The organism is Akkermansia muciniphila, from assembly GCF_002884975.1.
GTDB classification, from domain to species: Bacteria; Verrucomicrobiota; Verrucomicrobiia; order Verrucomicrobiales; family Akkermansiaceae; genus Akkermansia; species Akkermansia muciniphila_C.
The window spans coordinates 1-15,747 of the sequence record NZ_PJKB01000003.1 but is presented as its reverse complement, the minus strand read 5'-3'; the positions used below and the strand labels follow the sequence as shown (position 1 = coordinate 15,747).

15 protein-coding genes and 1 tRNA gene are annotated in these 15,747 nt (G+C 50.2%); 9 read left to right on the top strand and 7 right to left on the bottom strand.

Translation table 11 applies throughout. From position 1 onward, the window contains the following. Window positions 1–36: 36 nt before the first annotated feature. Complete coding sequence (gene ruvC, locus CXU21_RS09960; RefSeq protein WP_022397966.1) at window positions 37–540, top strand: crossover junction endodeoxyribonuclease RuvC; 504 nt, start codon at window positions 37–39, stop codon at window positions 538–540. 96 nt (window positions 541–636) lie between these two features. Here ruvC and CXU21_RS09955 read toward each other — a convergent pair whose 3' ends face one another. Beyond that, window positions 637–1,158: a hypothetical protein gene (locus tag CXU21_RS09955; RefSeq protein ID WP_102725932.1), complete on the bottom strand. Its 522-nt coding sequence runs from the start codon at window positions 1,156–1,158 to the stop codon at window positions 637–639. Between the two features lie 287 nt (window positions 1,159–1,445). Here CXU21_RS09955 and CXU21_RS09950 point away from each other — a divergent pair, with 287 nt between their 5' ends. The 4 genes from CXU21_RS09950 to CXU21_RS09940 all read left to right on the top strand — a co-directional run bounded on the left by CXU21_RS09950 (window position 1,446) and on the right by CXU21_RS09940 (window position 4,833). Then, window positions 1,446–3,221 carry an NACHT domain-containing protein gene (locus tag CXU21_RS09950; protein ID WP_102725931.1) on the top strand — a complete coding sequence of 592 codons (1,776 nt, stop codon included), beginning with the start codon at window positions 1,446–1,448 and terminating at the stop codon, window positions 3,219–3,221. Window positions 3,222–3,900: 679 nt separating this feature from the next. Then, window positions 3,901–4,179, top strand: coding sequence for a hypothetical protein (locus CXU21_RS12675; protein ID WP_428992371.1), 279 nt, complete (start codon window positions 3,901–3,903; stop codon window positions 4,177–4,179). A 130-nt stretch (window positions 4,180–4,309) separates the two neighbouring features. Beyond that, window positions 4,310–4,510 carry an AAA family ATPase gene (locus CXU21_RS12645; RefSeq protein ID WP_219723181.1) on the top strand — a complete coding sequence of 67 codons (201 nt, stop codon included), beginning with the start codon at window positions 4,310–4,312 and terminating at the stop codon, window positions 4,508–4,510. 134 nt (window positions 4,511–4,644) lie between these two features. Next, window positions 4,645–4,833 (top strand): NUDIX domain-containing protein, encoded by a 189-nt coding sequence (locus CXU21_RS09940; RefSeq protein ID WP_102725930.1) that lies wholly within the window; start codon window positions 4,645–4,647, stop codon window positions 4,831–4,833. 345 nt (window positions 4,834–5,178) lie between these two features. Here the strand turns inward: CXU21_RS09940 and CXU21_RS09935 are convergent, their stop codons facing one another. After that, complete coding sequence (locus CXU21_RS09935; RefSeq protein ID WP_219723180.1) at window positions 5,179–6,975, bottom strand: alkyl/aryl-sulfatase; 1,797 nt, start codon at window positions 6,973–6,975, stop codon at window positions 5,179–5,181. A gap of 51 nt (window positions 6,976–7,026) precedes the next feature. On the opposite strand from CXU21_RS09935, the gene CXU21_RS12510 reads away from it, so the two are divergent. Beyond that, entirely contained in the window at window positions 7,027–7,200 is a 174-nt protein-coding gene (locus CXU21_RS12510) for a hypothetical protein (protein ID WP_219723179.1), read from the top strand. Between the two features lie 303 nt (window positions 7,201–7,503). Beyond that, on the top strand, window positions 7,504–7,980 hold the full coding sequence (locus CXU21_RS09930; protein WP_102715762.1) for an NUDIX domain-containing protein: 477 nt from the start codon (window positions 7,504–7,506) through the stop codon (window positions 7,978–7,980). Here CXU21_RS09930 and meaB read toward each other — a convergent pair. From meaB to CXU21_RS09915, 3 genes are all read right to left on the bottom strand, one after another. Then, a complete protein-coding gene (meaB, locus tag CXU21_RS09925; protein WP_102715764.1) occupies window positions 7,955–8,974 on the bottom strand; it encodes a methylmalonyl Co-A mutase-associated GTPase MeaB in 1,020 nt (339 codons plus the stop codon). The genes CXU21_RS09930 and meaB overlap by 26 nt on opposite strands. Before the next feature lie 16 nt (window positions 8,975–8,990). After that, window positions 8,991–10,469 (bottom strand): beta-N-acetylhexosaminidase, encoded by a 1,479-nt coding sequence (locus tag CXU21_RS09920; RefSeq protein ID WP_102725928.1) that lies wholly within the window; start codon window positions 10,467–10,469, stop codon window positions 8,991–8,993. A gap of 65 nt (window positions 10,470–10,534) precedes the next feature. Next, window positions 10,535–12,016, bottom strand: a complete 1,482-nt coding sequence (locus CXU21_RS09915) for a beta-N-acetylhexosaminidase (RefSeq protein ID WP_102725927.1) — start codon at window positions 12,014–12,016, stop codon at window positions 10,535–10,537. A 480-nt stretch (window positions 12,017–12,496) separates the two neighbouring features. On the opposite strand from CXU21_RS09915, the gene CXU21_RS09910 reads away from it, so the two are divergent. Next, window positions 12,497–13,081 carry a hypothetical protein gene (locus CXU21_RS09910; RefSeq protein WP_146017048.1) on the top strand — a complete coding sequence of 195 codons (585 nt, stop codon included), beginning with the start codon at window positions 12,497–12,499 and terminating at the stop codon, window positions 13,079–13,081. A gap of 91 nt (window positions 13,082–13,172) precedes the next feature. Here CXU21_RS09910 and CXU21_RS09905 read toward each other — a convergent pair. Next, window positions 13,173–13,247, bottom strand: a tRNA-Gln gene (locus CXU21_RS09905). A gap of 137 nt (window positions 13,248–13,384) precedes the next feature. Next, entirely contained in the window at window positions 13,385–13,849 is a 465-nt protein-coding gene (locus CXU21_RS09900) for a Panacea domain-containing protein (RefSeq protein ID WP_102715863.1), read from the bottom strand. A gap of 382 nt (window positions 13,850–14,231) precedes the next feature. Here CXU21_RS09900 and CXU21_RS09895 point away from each other — a divergent pair. Next, window positions 14,232–15,747: S6 family peptidase (locus CXU21_RS09895; protein ID WP_275539847.1), on the top strand; the 1,516-nt coding region annotated here is incomplete at its 3' end.

Here is a 15,747-nt window from a genome sequence, read left to right as displayed (position 1 = left end):
CGCGGCGGTTCTCCATGCGGGAATGACAATCATCCCATGCGCATCCTTGCCATAGACCCGGCCATCCGCAACACGGGCTATGCCGTGGTGGAGGGCGACCACCGCCGGGCGTGTGCGCTGGACTACGGCACGCTCTCCATTCCGCGCAGCGTGTCCCAATCCGGCTGCCTGCTTGCCATCAAGCAGCACCTGGGCAACCTCATTGATAAATGGGAGCCGGATGAAATGGCGGTGGAACGCATCATCTACGTCCAATCCCACCAGACGGCCATCACGATGGGGGCGGCCAAGGCGGCGGTGGTCATCGCCGCGGCGGAAGCCGGGCTGCGGATCATGGAATACTCTCCCAAAAGCGTGAAACTCTCCGTCGTGGGGCGGGGGGCCGCTCAAAAAGCGCAGGTCGCCTTCATGGTGCGCGCTCTGCTGGAACTTCGAGAAACGCCGGAATCCGATGCCGCGGACGCCCTGGCGATCGGCCTCACCCACCTCTTCGCCGCGGATCCTTTGAAGGCCCACATGATGGAGAGGAAATACATTTAACAGTGATGAGAGATTAGAGTTTAGTGTAAAAAATCCGGACTTGCAGTCCGCGAATTTTAAATCTAATCACTACTCTCTAAACTCTCATCACTACCTTCAAGGCTTGAAGGTCCTCCCTTTCCCGTCCTGCCATGCCTTGAGCAGGGAGGCGTACATCTTGTTGAGTTGTTCCAGAGTGGCTACGCGGAACTCGACGGTATTCGTGTTCGGGTAAGCCTTGGCGACGGTAGTATCCGGATCAATGCTTCCTCCCGTCGCCCGGTTGACGGCTCCGGAACCGAGTTCCTTTGCCCGGTCGGTCACATTCTTAATGGCATTGATGCCGGAATTCTGCCCCAGCGTCTCCAGATAATAAAACTTGGTGGGCGTATTCCCCATGGTGACCAGCGTCACCTCATACACCATGCACGCATTGTCCAGAATGTACTTGTGCTGCGCCACCGCCACAATCCGGCTGAGATGCACCACATACTGCCCCTCCGGAAAATTGCCGATCCAGAACTGGCTCTGATTGTAATCATCCGTAGACTGAGCAGGAGCCCCCGTCTTGGACTGGGCGGAAAGGGGAGCCGTAGCACAAATACAGAGTGCTACAGCGGAAAGGAGAAAACATTTCATAGCCCTATTTAATATCAGCCATCAGTCTGTGTGAAGGAAAATCTACTGGGATGCTTCTTACGTCCTACGTCATTCCATATGGATTAATGCTTCTTTGATTTTGGAGATATAATAAGTTTTTCTTATTTTCTGTCATATGAATCCTTTGTAGGAAGGGTTTCGTTATTGATTTTTGGTTCAACATGTTTGTAATAAGTGTGTTGTTTTTAGGAGCACGAGGAAGAAATGGGGGAAACTGGAAATATAGCATTGATATTTGAACTCTGTATTTGATAATATAAAAACATATGGAACAAGAGAAAGAAATTACACAACTCATAAAAGGCATCTTAGGAGAAAAACTCACCACAGGGGTGGGAAAAACATTAGATAAGATGATTGAACACGTAAAATTTATTTTATCAGATACTATATATAATTATTTGTTAAATGAATATGAAAAAAATAGCAAAACAAAGACATTAATACATAGATCCGAACCTGTTGATTTTTATGAAATATATCAGCCATTATTCATAAAACCATGTTCGTATTTATATCAAAAATCTTCTTTTCGTGATAAGGAATCAACTCGTTATATTGAAAAATTATTTGAGAAAATAGATAAATTAATAATAGTAGGGCAGGCCGGCTGTGGGAAAAGCACCATTTTAAAGCATTTATTTATGGATTCAATAGTATCAAAATATAAGATTCCATTAAAAATAGAATTGAGATATATCAATAATTATGATGCAAATGGTAAAAATATTATAATGACATATATTAAAAATGAAATATTTAAATCAGAGAATATTTCAAAAAATGATGAAATAATAGAAAAGTTATTGAAAAAAGGTATTTTCGTAATGTTTTTTGATGGATATGACGAAATATCGTCAATGAAAAAAGATATAATTACGAAAGAGATAGATGATATATCTAAAAAATATAAACTAAATTCTTATATCATAACATCTAGACCGTTTACTGAAATTGAAGGATTATCCAAATTTAAAGTTTATGAAGTTTGCAAATTAGATGATAAAGATATTGACGAATTTATAAAGAAACAAATTAGTGAAAAAGAATTGGTTGATAAAATAATTGAATCCGTACATAATGATGAAAATAAATCATATAAATCATTTTTAAGCAATCCATTGCTACTTTCAATGTATATTTTAACTTTTCAATCTTATTCAAATATACCAGAGAAAAGGAGTGAGTTTTATAGACAAGTATTTGAAGCTTTGTATTCCTACCATGATAGCATTTCTAAAATGGCATACGTTAGAGAAAAACAAAGTGGCTTAGGAAAAGATGAATTTATCTATATTTTGAAAATTTTTTCATTTGTATCTTATTTTGAAGAAAAATTCTCGTTTACACAAACAGAATTAGAAGATAAGCTAAACTCAATAAAGGGAAAATTTAAAGGAATAATTTTTGAAAATGATAAAGTAATAAATGACTTAACAATTGCCATCAATGTTTTAACAAAAGATGGAGTAGAATATACATTTCCCCATAGGTCACTTCAAGAATATTTTTGTGCGCTCTATATGACACAATTATCTGAATCATTAAAGAATAAATGTTATGGTAGATTATTAAAGTCGATTTCTGGGAGAGGGATTGTTAGATCAAGAGAAATAGGAAATATATGTGTACTTCTCTTAGAAATGGATAGAATTGCTCTTTTTGATTATTGTTTAATTCCGTTTTTGGAAAATATTAAATCTAAAATTATTGATATTAATAACATGTCATTATTGGATATTAATGATATGTTTTTTGATACAAAATTATTTTATGGATCTTTTTCTCAGGCATTTTCGACAGACAAAATATCTAGAATATATGAAAAGTGTTGTAGATATGTAAATGATAAAGAAATTAAAGGTAGATATTTTAAATCTAAGAAGGAGCAAGAAAAGGTGATTGAAGAAGTTGCTAGTAAATACTTAATCAGTTTTTTCAAAAAGTTTTTGACTGATATAGAATCAGATATTTTAAAATTAAAAAATGAGATAATAAGCCAAAGAGATGGAGATAGTTTTTTTATAGAAACGATTGAATAAAATTACATTTATTTTTATATTATAGTTAATCTTCTTAGCGACTCAGTTCTACGAAAAGCGTATTATTAATTAATTCCAATTATTTTTATAGAAAATGCCTTCGTACAAAACCTTCATGGAGGAATTGTGTTGAGTTTCCGCTCAATTGTGCGCTGTTATTCTTGGCATGGGGAGTTGTTTATTTTGAATATTGCCAGAATCATTTGTAAGGATTCTTGAGGAATAATAGATATTGCCCTACGTAAATCTAAAAAATTACTGTTAACATTATTTTTGCCTTACAAATGTCTAGATGAACTTTCCTCTTTTTCCGTTTCATCTATTCCCTAATTTATAAAAAAATCATTTTTTGGAAAAACATCTTTGAAGCATTTAGAGAAATATCCCCTTCATATGGGAGTCTCTATATATTGTTGAGATCAGACAGGAATAGGATGTTTCTTGCTGGAAACCGGTTTGACAGGAAATCTCTTTTGCATATATAGGAATGCGATGCTGTATCTAAGTTCATTTTCGTTTCCAACCCGTTGCGAAGGAGAGTCTTATCTTGATAGTATCAAATTGACGTGTTTCAACACTTGTTATCCTTTCAAGGTTCTACCTGAAAAGGGTTTAGGAAATCGAATTTTCCCCCTTTACCATTCTTTATGGTGGCAATGGTTGCGGGAAAACAACGATTTTGAATATCATTGCTGAAAAGCTTCGTCTCAGATGTGAGTCCCTTTTCAATAAAACTAGTTTCCTGGGGGACTATCTGGATTATTGCGATTATGAATTGAAGGCTTCCCTGTCCGGCAAGAGCCGTATTATCACGAGTGACGATATTTTTGCTCATATCCTGAGTGTTCGCAAGATTAACGGAGAAATTGATAATACTAGAGAGGTGCTTTTTGAACGTTATTCAGATAACAGGAGAAAAAGTTTCGGCTTAATTCTCTGGAGGATTTTGAACAGTTGAGAGAGAATAATCTTTGCAAGAAGGTAAGCAAGTCGCAGTATGTCCCCAGTAAGTTGAACGATAATATTCATGGGTTGTCTCTGGAGAGACCGCTCTTAATTATTTTTCCCACAAGATTACGGAGGATTCCTTGTATTTACTGGATGAACCGGAGAACAGCCTGTCCGCGGAGAATCAACAGAAGTTGGCGTGCTTTTTGGAAGATTTCTACAGGTTCTACAAGTGCCAGTTTACTATATCCACCCACTCACCTTTCCTTTTGGCCGTGAAAGGCGTTAAAGTGTATGACATGGATGAGCTTCCTTTTAAAGTAAAAAATGGACTGATTTAAAGAATGTTCGTATTTTTCATAATTTCTTCACCATCCATTCTAATGAGTTTTAGATGCTTTTCTTGTTGGCGGGAATGCTTAACTTTGTGAAACATGGCTGGAAATGCCGGGGATGCTGTGTTAGGTAAGAAGGCATGGAAAGAGTGTATCGTCCCAATGTGGCGGGGCTGTTGGTCTGGGAGGACGGAAAGCTGCTGGTTTGCGAACGTTCCAGGCAAAAAGGGGCCTGGCAGTTTCCCCAGGGGGGGATTGATCCAAGGGAGACGGCTCTGGAGGCCGTGAAGCGGGAAGTCCGGGAGGAAGCGGAGTTCCTGCCGTCCTAGTATGATGTTGTGGAGTCCCGGGGCGGGTACCATTACGATTAATTACGTCCGCGAGAAGCGGCAGCAGCCTTTTGTGGGGCAGGAGCAGGAGTATTTCCTGTGCCGGCTGCATGCGGATGCTCCGGAATCAAGTTTGGGCTATTGGGATTTTACGTCTATAGGAGGTGAGTTTTAAACGAGTTAGGTTGAAATAGGTTGCTTGAAGTGCAAGAAAGGAGTATCTACGTCCTGGCGAGCTGGAACTAAAACGCAGAAGAGCGTGTTTTACCCTGTTCTGGAACATACACAAAAAACCGCTTTTCCCTAATTCTGGGAAAAGCGGTTTTTTAAAAAGACAATGAAAGGTCAGGGTTCTATGATGTTGAAGTTTCCATTGAACTTGTCCATGCATCCGATCAGTTCCTTGAATTTGTCCGTATTGCCTTCGATCTTGATCATGCTCTTGTCCAGGGCTTCCTTCAAGGGCATGGCCTGCATGGCAATAAGGGTGAAGTTGAGCTTGTCTCCGGTAATTACTGCATCAGGATGATCGACCGGTTTTCCTTCGCGGTACATCAGTACTTCGTCCTCAACCCAGAAGCCGTATGGTTTTCCATTTTGGTCTATCCAGTTGAAAGCGAGCTTTTTCCCTTTGGATTTCTCGGCATTGAGACTGATGCCCATGTAGTCAAAGAGCATTTTCGGCGTGAGGTTGGACAGAATATCCCTGGATACAAGATCCAGAGGGTTCTGAAGCAGGCCGTTTCTCAGTTCGTAGGCGCCGACGAGAAATTCATTGCGCCAGGGGCCGGATTCCGCCTGGTAGCCGAGCTGTTCAAGAGCGTCCGACGCCAGATTTCTTGCCTTGCTGTTTTGGGGATCGGCAAAAACCACGTGCTTTAATACTTCGGCAGTCCAGCGGTAGTCTCCCTTGTCAAAGGCCTTTTGGGCGTTGTCTATCATCTTGTCGGCCCCTCCCGCCAGTTCCACATAGCGCCTGGCCGCTTCCACGGGCGGCAGGGCATACAGGTTGGCCGGGTTGCCGTCATACCAGCCCATGTACCGTTGATAGATGGCTTTGGCGTTGTGGTTCAGCGTACCGTAATAGCCCCGGAAGTACCATTGCTTGTCTATTTCCGGCGGCAGCTTGATCATTTCCGCAATTTCTACAGGAGTATACCCTTTGTTAATCAGGTTCAACGTCCGGTCGTGCATGTATTTGTAGCCGTTGCGTTCCTTGGCCAGGAACTGGCTGATGCGTTCTTTCCCCCATCTCGGCCAGTGGTGCTGTGCGAATAAGACTTCCGTTTTGTCTCCATAACGCTGAATGGCTTCATCAAGAGCCTTCCACCAGTTGCTTGCGTCCCGAACCTTGGCTCCTCTCAGGGTATAAAGGTTATGCATGGTATGGGTCGCGTCCTCCGCACTGCAAAGCGCCTTGAATTGAGGGAGATACATCAGCATTTCAGAAGGGGCTTCTGTTCCGGGAGCCATCATGAATTCCATCTCCACTCCGTCTATCGTTCTTGTTTCACCCGTTTTGGTGATTGTATCAGTAGGCGGAATGACTGTAATGGTTCCGCTGGAGCTAGCGGTTCCCAGGCCGGAGCCTACGGTACCCTCCGGCCCCTTGTTAAAGGGCGCCGCATACATGTACGTGGAGCGCCTCCCCATGGCATTGCCGGCATAGACGTTTTCGGAAACGGCTTCTTTCAGGAATCCCTCCGGCGCCAGTATCTGCGTTTTACCGGATTTGACGTCTTGCTCCGTTGCTACTCCCTTGACCCCTCCAAAGTGGTCGACATGGGAGTGCGTGTATACAACTGCCTTGACCGGACGTTTCCCCGTCTCCGGCTGTTCCACTTCCCGATAGTAGAGGTCAAGCCCCGCTTTTGCGGTTTCTTCCGAGATGAGGGGGTCAATGATGATGAGGCCTTCCTTTCCTTCAATAATAGTCATGTTCGAAAGATCAAACCCGCGAATTTGGTAAATGCCGTCCATGACCTTGAACAGCCCGCTTTTGGCATTAAGCTGGGAGACGCGCCATAAACTCGGGTTCACGGTATCAGGAGCCGGTTTGTCCTTGGTAAAGTCGAAGGCAGAGATGTCAAAGACCGTCCGTCCCTCCTTGTTTTTAATGTTCGGGTCCTTTAGGGTTGCCATGAATCCCTTTTCAGCATCCTGAAAGTCTTGCTTGTCGTTCTCGTCCAGGCCATGAGCGCCGAGAAATTTTTGGTTGTATTCAATAGTATGGCTTGTCGCCTTTTTGGGCTGCTCCGCGCCCTGGGCACCTATGCCTCCCCCTGCGAACATTGCCAGCAACATGGCAGCGAAATAATTGATTTTTGTTTTCATGATCAGTTTTTATTAACGGGACGTGAAAAGTAAAAGAGCGGCCAGTCAGCCAGTTTTCACCTTGCAGGAAATAGACTTGCGGCTAAAGAACAATGTTCGGAAAATGGAAGCATGTTAGTGTTTGATTACCAGAGTTTTCCGGGCGGGTAACAGGAAATTCCATTCATCAGGGAGGGTGTCTTTTGTTTTATCCTGCTTAGGGGTGGTGGTTTACATCCGGAGTTGTTTGGAGGGGAGAATAAAGTGTCTGTATCCGAGTCATTTTTACATGTCTGTAGCAAATTTGTGGAAGAACATGGCTGGAAATGCAGGGGACGTTGTGCTAGGTAAGAGGGCATGGAAAGATTGTATCGTCCCAATGTGGCGGGGCTGTTGGTCCGGGAGGACGGAAAGCTGCTGGTTTGCGAACGTTCTAGGCAGAAAGGGGCCTGGCAGTTCCCTCAGGGGGGGATTGATCCGGGGGAAACAGCCACGGAGGCAGTGAAGCGGGAAGTTCGGGAGGAAGTGGGGTTCCTGCCGTCCCAGTATGATCTTGTGGAGTCCCGGGGCGGGTACCGTTACGATTATCCGCCGGAGGTGCTGGATTACGTCCGCGAGAAGCGGCAGCAGCCTTTTGTGGGGCAGGAACAGGAGTATTTCCTGTGCCGGCTGCGTGCGGACGCCCCGGAGCCCAGCCTGGACCACCGGGAGTTCTGCGCCTGCAAATGGATAGCCCCCTCCGAGTTCAGGCTGGAGTGGCTGCCGGAGTTCAAGAAGGAGGTGTACGCCAGGGTGCTGGCGGATTTTTTCAATGTCCGGGCACGGGATAAGTGAAGTGGCTCAGCAGGTCGTGCGCGGCGGAGACGGGGTCCATCTTGTCCCCCGCCACCATGTTTTCCAGAACAGGCATGCGGGACGCCACGGCGGGATGCTGTTCAAAGGCGGTGAGCAGGGCTTCATGCACCAGGGCCTGAACCCATGAGAGGGACTGGTTCCGGCGGCGGTTGTACCAGAAGCCGGATTCCTTCATGCTGTCCCGGAAGCGAAAGAGCGTTTCTTCAATGGTGTCCAGTCCGCGCCCTTCCAGGGAGGAACAGGTGAGGACGGAGGGCGTCCAGCCGGGGGTGGGGCTTTGCAGGTAGTGGAGCACCATTTTCAGTTCCTGGCAGTGGGCCGCCGCCCGCTGGCGGTTGTCGCCGTCGTCCTTGGTGACTACCAGGATGTCCGCCAGCTCCATGATGCCGCGCTTGATGCCCTGGAGGTCGTCCCCGGCTCCGGTGATGAGCAGGAGCATGAAGATGTCCACCATGGAACGGACCGTGGTTTCCGACTGGCCGACGCCGACGGTTTCAATGAGGATGATGTCAAAGCCCGCGGCCTCGCACGCGATCATGGTTTCACGCGTTTTCCGGGCTACGCCGCCCAGGGAACCGCCGGAGGGGGAAGGGCGGATGAAGGCGTTTTCCTCCCCGGAGAGTTCTTCCATGCGGGTTTTGTCCCCCATGATGGAACCGCGGGAAACGGAAGAGGACGGGTCAATGGCCAGCACGGCCACCTTGAAGCCTTTTTTGCACAGGTAGGTGCCGAAGGCTTCAATGAAGGAGGATTTGCCCGCGCCGGGAACGCCCGTGATGCCGATGCGGACAGCGTTGCCCGAATGGGGCAGGAGCTTGGAGATGAGCGCACGGGAAGCTTCCTGGTCTTTAGCGGCGTTGCTTTCTATCAGGGTGATGGCCCTCCCCAGCAGGGCGCGGTTCCCGGCCAGGACTCCCTGGGCCAGTTCTTCTACGGAGGGGCGGTGCGGACGTACAAATTTAGTGCTGCTCATGGATAGAGAATGCGGATTATTTGAAAGGGGGTTCGTTTTCCTTGGTGCGCTCCATATCGTAGTTGAAACGCTTGAGGACAAATTGGCGCTGATCGGCCAGCTTGCGCTGGAAGTTTTCCCAGGAACGCACGTTCATTGGTGACCAGCCCGCTTCCGCAATGGCGCAGGCGCGCGGGTAGGTGCGGTAAAGCAGGTGGTTCAGGGTGGAGAGCTGTTCCGCCCACATGGTGGCCTGAACGCCGATGATATGGTCTGTTTCCTGCTCCGGCCTGCCGTAGGCGGGGTCCAGCTTGTAGCTTTGTTCCAGCGTGGTGGTGGGCATCCATCCCCGGTTGTCCTGGCCGGGAATCTGCGGGTAGTCCAGATAGCAGTGTTCCCCGGCGGCGATGATGAGGGGAAGGCCCTGCTTTTTTGTTTCCGTGATGGTGGAGGGCGTCAGGCCCATGCGCCAGGTGAAGACGGTGTCTCCCTTGCGGTAAACGCTGGCCTGGGCCCACGGCTTTTCATACCAGAAGATGGGCTTTTTGCCGCGGGCGGCGAGCATGGAGGCCATTTTCGCTTCAAATTCCTTCAGTTCCTCGTGGACGTCCTTCATTCCCTTCTGCTGGCGGTATTTGACGCTGAGAGGGCATTTTTCCCAGGTTTTTTCCAGCGGGGCTTCGTCGCCGCCCAGGTGGACCATGGTGGACGGAAAGATGTCCCTGAGCTCGTCAAAGACGGCGGCATAGAATTTCCATATTTCCGGTTTGTGGGGGCATACCAGGTACAAGCCTACGCCGCCGGTCGTGCTGACTTTCGTGTTGTGGTCTGGAAAGCAGAAGAATTCCGGATAGGCGGCGGCCAACGCCTGGTTGTGGCCCGGCATGTCTATTTCCGGGATGACCTCAATGCCGCGCGCGGCGCAGTACGCCACCAGGTCTTTCAGTTCCTGCCTGGTGTACATTCCTTCGTGGGGAGTGCCGTTACCGAAGCTTTCCGCCCGTTTGGAAGAGATGCTTTTCAGTTTGGGGTAGCCCGGCACAGGCAGGCGCCAGCCCTGGTCGTCCGTCAGGTGGAGCTGGAGCTTGTTGAATTTGTAGTAGGCCATCATATCCACGAATTTCTTCAGGTCCTTCATGGGGATGAAGTGGCGGGCGGGGTCCACCATCATGCCGCGCCACGGGTAGCGCGGCTTGTCCTTGATGACTCCGCAGGGAATGCCTTCCGGATGCGCCGCCAGCTGGTCCTGGAGCTGCTGGAGGGTGACGAGCCCGTAGATTCGCCCCTCTTTCCCGCCGGAAGAGAGGTGCACGCCCTGCGGGGTGACAGTGAGCTGGTAGGCGTCCTTGCCCAGGGCAGGGGAAGCTTTATCGGAAAGGAGCTTGAGCGTCCTGGCCGTTCCCTGGGTGAGGTTGGTTTTGGCGGGCTCCGGAATCACGCTGTAAGCCGCCTGCTGGGCGGCCGCCAGGTGTACGGAGAGCGCGGCACAGGCCAGAATGTTGAGCAGTTTAAGCATCGGGACGTCTTTTCGGAAAACAGTTTATCATGGCAAGGTTCATGTGGTAAGGAAAAACAGCGGAATTACTTTTTGTTTTCCCAGGGGAAGGGCGGTTCGTTTTCCTTCGTGCGCTCCAGGTCGTAATTGAAGCGTTTGAGGACAAAGGCGCCGTGGTCTTTCACCTTTTGCTGGAAGTTTTCCCAGGAGCGGGCCTCCATGGGGGACCATCCTGCTTCCGCAAGGGCCATTGCACGCGGGTAAGTACGGTAAAGGATGTGTTTCAGGCTGGGCAGATGCTCTCCCCATATCGCGCCGTGCACGCCCTGGATGTGATCGGCTTCCCGTCCGGTTTTGCCGAAGGCGGGGTCCAGCTCATAGCTTTTTTTCAGCGTGGTTGTTTTCATCCAGCCCCAGTTGTATTGACCCTGGAACTGCGGAAAGTCCAGGTAGCAGTATTCGTTGGAGGCCATAATCAGCTTCAGCCCGGCCTGTTTCGTTTTTTCCACGGATTTGCGCGCCTGGTCCGCCCTCCATGCATAAACCGTTTCCCCCGGGTGGTAGATGCCGGCATTGCCTTCATACCAGAATTGAGGCGTCTGCCCGTTTTTGGCGAGAAGGGAGGTCATTTTTGCAAAGAAAGCCTTCATTTGCTCCTGTTCGTCCTTCAGGCCTGCCTTGGCGCGGGCTTCCCGGCACAAGGGGCATTTTTTCCAGAGTTCCGTGGGGGCTTCGTCACCGCCCAGATGAACAATGCCGGAGGGGAAGATGTCCTTGAGCTCCTTGAAGACGGCGGCATAGAATTTCCACACTTCCGGCTTTTGCGGACAGACCAGTTCCTTGGTGTTGCCGGCTATTGTGCGCACTTTCATGTCTTTCTGGGGGAAACAGAAGAATTCAGGATAGGCGGCGTGCAGGGCCTGGTTGTGGCCCGGCACGTCTATTTCAGGAAAGACTTGGATGCCGCGCTCCGCACAATACGCCACCAGGTCTTTCAGCTCCTGCCTGGTGTACATTCCTTCATGGGGATGGCCGTCTCCAAAGCTTTCCGCCCGTTTGGAAGAGATGCTTTTCAATTTGGGGTAGCCGGGCACGGGCAGGCGCCAGCCCTGGTTGTCCGTCAGGTGGAGCTGGAGCTTGTTGAATTTGTAGTAGGCCATCATGTCCACGAATTTCTTCAGGTCCTTCATAGGGATGAAGTGGCGGGCGGGGTCCACCATCAGGCCGCGCCACGGGTAGCGGGGCTTGTCTTTGATGACGCCGCAGGGAATGCCCTCCGGATGTGCCGCCAGCTGGTCCTGGAGCTGCTGGAGGGTTACCAGTCCATAGATTCGCCCCTCTTTCCCGCCGGAAGAGAGGTGCACGCCCTGCGGGGTGACGGTGAGCTGGTAGGCGTCCCTGCCCAGGGAAGGAGCGGCCTTGTCGGAAAGGAGCTTGAGCGTTTTGGTGGTATTCTGCTTTAGTTCCGTCCGGGCCGGTTCAGGGATGATGCTGTATTTATCCGCGGCAGCCGCAGCAAGGGAGGGAAACAGAAGTATTCCGGCCAGCAGGGAAAAGAGCCTTGTCATATTTTATATATAACGCCCTGACGGGTAAAAATCTATCAAGAAATATCGCCTGTGCCGTCCATACCAGGCGGCAGCTCTGGATTTTCCGGGAATTTCCGATGGAAAGAAAAATTGCCGGAGGAGTGGAGAACCCATGAGTTGCCGCGGCCTCGCGGGAATGGCCTGGCATAGCCCTATGTGCGGGAACGAGTCTTTCCATATTGCGGAGGAATTACCCGGTTTTCAACGTCCTGGAATGAATGATTTTTTCCGGAGCTGCCGCATGATTTAAAAAACATGAATAAAATTAATATCATCAACGGGAGTCTTGCGGCATCCCGAAATGAATTAACCGGGCACACCGGGAATGCAACGGTTCATATTACGCAAGAGGAACGTGAACGATGGGATGCCGGACTGGTACAGGTCGGGCCGTCCGGAGAGCTGACGGAAGGTGAAGTTCAAGCCGTCGTTGACAAAAGGCTATATGATGCAGGCATCATGATCAAACGCATTTCTCCGGAGGCTGTGGACATTCCGGCTGAGGGAGGCAGGGTGGAGCTTGCCATTGATACCAACGTTTCCTTATCCGGCCGCAGGCTTGTGCGGGAAGGTTTTGACCCCACGGACGTGTGCATCCCTCCCTATGCCGCTCTGACGGAAGAAAAGCCGGACCGCCTTGTTTTTTCCGTGGAGCCCAATCCCTCCATTGAACGGGTCTGGCTCAATCTTGAACTTTATGCGTGCGAGCCTGATGCGGAGCAGTATTGCAGCCTGGGTAAAGTAACCTGGCACCAGCATGGGAAGGGGGTCAGTGGCTCCATTACTCCGGCTACAATCAAGGTCCCCCGGGAAGGCGGTGAGCGTGAGCTGGAAATCAAGTGTGATCATGAGTGGTACCTGCTGCCTGGCGCCATGCCGGGATTCACGGTTACTCCCGCCAGCGGGCAGCCGGGTATTACTACAGTGCGTCTTGCCGCTCCATTTGCCGTTTCCGGAAGGGGGGAGGATTCCTTGCTGCGTCTTATCGTGACGGATGGCAAGGATGCCATTTGCGCGTTTATTGCAAATATTACCAGAGTGTGATGGGTAGGGGGAATAAGCCCTCTAGACTGTTCCTGCCCAGGACAAAAGAAGAAAAAATCCCGCCTCATTGGAGACGGGATTTTTATTAAAATGGTAGCCCTATGAGGACTCGAACCCCAAAATACGGAACCAGAATCCGCTGTGTTACCGATTACACTATAGGGCTATGTAACGGGCACCTTTGCGGTGCGGGCGAATTAAAGCGGAAGCGGCCATTCTTTGCAAGTTTTTTTTCACTCAAATGTACGGTTGTGCGGAAAAAATGATGCGGGGGAAAAGGAACTGCCCGGCTTTTCCGCCGGGTCAGTCGGTTAGGGACTGGAAGTAGGCTTCCACATGCTCCCTGGTGATCTGCTGGTGCTCCGCTTCTCCGTGCCTTCCCTGCACTTGGTGCCAGGGAGAGTCCGGCGCGGTGTTGATGCGGCCAAGCTGCTGGGCCGTGTATTTGCCGTACACGTTCCAGATGTGTTCCAGGAAAGGGATGATGTCTGTTTCCTCTTCCAGGGGAGGCTGGCGGCGGCTGGGATGTTCAATGGCGGAGTAGGGCGGCTGGTCCTTGTATTCGTGATAGATGGAGGGGAGCACGGGGCCTGAAGTCCATGCTTCCGCCCTTTCATTGATCAGGAAGCCGCCGTTCCGGTGCAGGTGCCACCAGTCCGCCAGAATCACCAGGTGGTTCAGTTTGACGGGCGTGAGCAGGCGCCCTTTTGTAGTTGACTGCTGAATGAACCAGTTGCAGAGTTTTTGAGTGGTAGTGTGGTTTGCCATATTGAAATGGGTTGCCTTTAATTATAGGAGGCCGGGGGTATTTCACAATACTAAACAGATTACCAGTTCTGCGGTATGTTGAAGGAGTGAACCGGGAGGGCGGAAAGCCGGGAATTTCAGGTTTGTTGATTTGAATCAAGGAAAAAGAAGAAATGTTCTGTGTCATACAAAAAGAGTGGGGCATTCCCATTCTTCTTGTAAATGGAATGTAAAGTTGTTTGTTGAAAACAAAGAGCGTTTTAGAACTCTAACAAAATAAAGAATAATTAAAATTTTAAGGAATGTGATTCCTTTTTGAATTCCGGCAGGAACTTTTAAAATACATTTTGAATACCTGTGTTTTTTGTGATTTGAATTATTCAAACCTCAAGCTCGTTCTGCCATGCATTTACATTATTTGTATCACTCCAGCCTGTTGGGGGCGGCCTGCCTCCTCACTCCCGCCTATGGCGGGTTGATGTCTGACTCGTTTGATGTTCAGACCTACCGTGATTTCGCGGAAAACCGGGGCATTTTTGACGTGAATGCCAAAGACGTCGCCATTTACGACAAGGATGGCAATTACGTGGGGACTATCCCCAAAATGATGAATTTTGACGGCGTGGCGGATGCCCATGCCGGGGAAGCCGCCCTGGTGGGCGGTCCCGGCTTCATCGCCACCGTATCACATGATTACAATAACCAGACCATCACATTTACCAAGCGCTTCGGCGCCACGCAGGGGACGCCGTTTTATGACGCCTACCGCAGTGTGGTGATCAAGAATGCCTGGGGAAACCAGACGAATTACACGTATGACTACCGTGTGCAGCGGCTAAGCAAAATCGTTACGGAAGCGGAGTACGCACCCTACCTGACGGATCCGGAATACCTGGATAACATGAAGGGGCGCCTGGTGCTGCGGGCCGGGTCCGGAACCCAGGCTATTGCCACGGGCAACGGCAAACAGGACACGGTCAACGGAGCCTATTCCTATTTGACCGGGGGAACCCTTGTTTTTGAGGGGCAGGCCAGCGCTCCGGGAACAGGAGAGCCGGACCCGGAGAATGCCAAGACCTACCCGGCCTACCGTTTCTGGTACAATTTTAAGAAACCCACGGAATCCAACCCATTGCCTACTGGAGTATTGGCCGGGGACAGTGGAAGTCCCAGCTATGTATTCAATGAGAATTCCGGGCAATGGGAATGGGTGGGGGCTGGCCAATCCCAGGGGGGCAGCGGCTACGGCGAGTTCAGCCAGATGCGTTCCGGCAACCAGTGGGCCAGCGATTACGTGGACAGCTTCAACCGCACCGTCAGCGTGTCGGAAGGGGGCGGGGACCTTCTGTGGAACGTGACGGATGCCGAAGGGAACGGAACCTTCGTGCAGGGAGACATCTCCACGGATTACATAGGCCTGGCTTCCGGAGTACGCGGGGATACCTCCACTCAGGGGACGCGGGCCACAGACGCGCAGATAGGCGCGTGTTCCAACCTGGTTTTTGACGGCTCCGGCGGCACGATCGTGCTCCAGGGGTCCGTGGATACCGGAGCGGGCTCCCTCACCTTCAACCGTGATTACGTGCTGAGCGACGGGGGCGATTCTTCCCGCCGCCTGAACACGGCTGGCTTTGTGGTGAACAAGGGAGCTACGGTCACCACCTTGCTGACCGGAGCCTCCGGGGACGAGTGGAGGAAGATTGGGGAAGGCGATTTGATCGTCAGCGGCCACGGGAATAACGCGGCGGACATCAACGTAGGGGGCGGCGGCCTGCTGGTCCTGGACCGGGACGGCTATGCGGCCCGTAACGTGAAGCTGAACGGGGGCGGAGTAATGGTGCGCCTTGCCGGGGAAAACCAAGTGTCCGGGGAGTTCATCTTCGGCCACCGCGGGGGCGTGGTGGACATGTACGGGCATA

Bases quoted from the DNA above. Each gene is read 5' to 3' on its own strand.
- CXU21_RS09935 (WP_219723180.1), bottom strand. From the start codon at position 6,975: ATGGCAACCCTAAAGGACCCGAACATTAAAAACAAGGAGGGACGGACG.
- CXU21_RS09920 (WP_102725928.1), bottom strand. From the start codon at position 10,469: ATGCTTAAACTGCTCAACATTCTGGCCTGTGCCGCGCTCTCCGTACAC.
- CXU21_RS09950 (WP_102725931.1), top strand. From the start codon at position 1,446: ATGGAACAAGAGAAAGAAATTACACAACTCATAAAAGGCATCTTAGGA.
- meaB (WP_102715764.1), bottom strand. From the start codon at position 8,974: ATGAGCAGCACTAAATTTGTACGTCCGCACCGCCCCTCCGTAGAAGAA.
- CXU21_RS09955 (WP_102725932.1), bottom strand. From the start codon at position 1,158: ATGAAATGTTTTCTCCTTTCCGCTGTAGCACTCTGTATTTGTGCTACG.
- ruvC (WP_022397966.1), top strand. From the start codon at position 37: ATGCGCATCCTTGCCATAGACCCGGCCATCCGCAACACGGGCTATGCC.
- CXU21_RS09900 (WP_102715863.1), bottom strand. From the start codon at position 13,849: ATGGCAAACCACACTACCACTCAAAAACTCTGCAACTGGTTCATTCAG.
- CXU21_RS09910 (WP_146017048.1), top strand. From the start codon at position 12,497: ATGATCAAACGCATTTCTCCGGAGGCTGTGGACATTCCGGCTGAGGGA.
- CXU21_RS12510 (WP_219723179.1), top strand. From the start codon at position 7,027: ATGAGCGCCGAGAAATTTTTGGTTGTATTCAATAGTATGGCTTGTCGC.
- CXU21_RS09930 (WP_102715762.1), top strand. From the start codon at position 7,504: ATGGAAAGATTGTATCGTCCCAATGTGGCGGGGCTGTTGGTCCGGGAG.
- CXU21_RS09940 (WP_102725930.1), top strand. From the start codon at position 4,645: ATGGAAAGAGTGTATCGTCCCAATGTGGCGGGGCTGTTGGTCTGGGAG.
- CXU21_RS09915 (WP_102725927.1), bottom strand. From the start codon at position 12,016: ATGACAAGGCTCTTTTCCCTGCTGGCCGGAATACTTCTGTTTCCCTCC.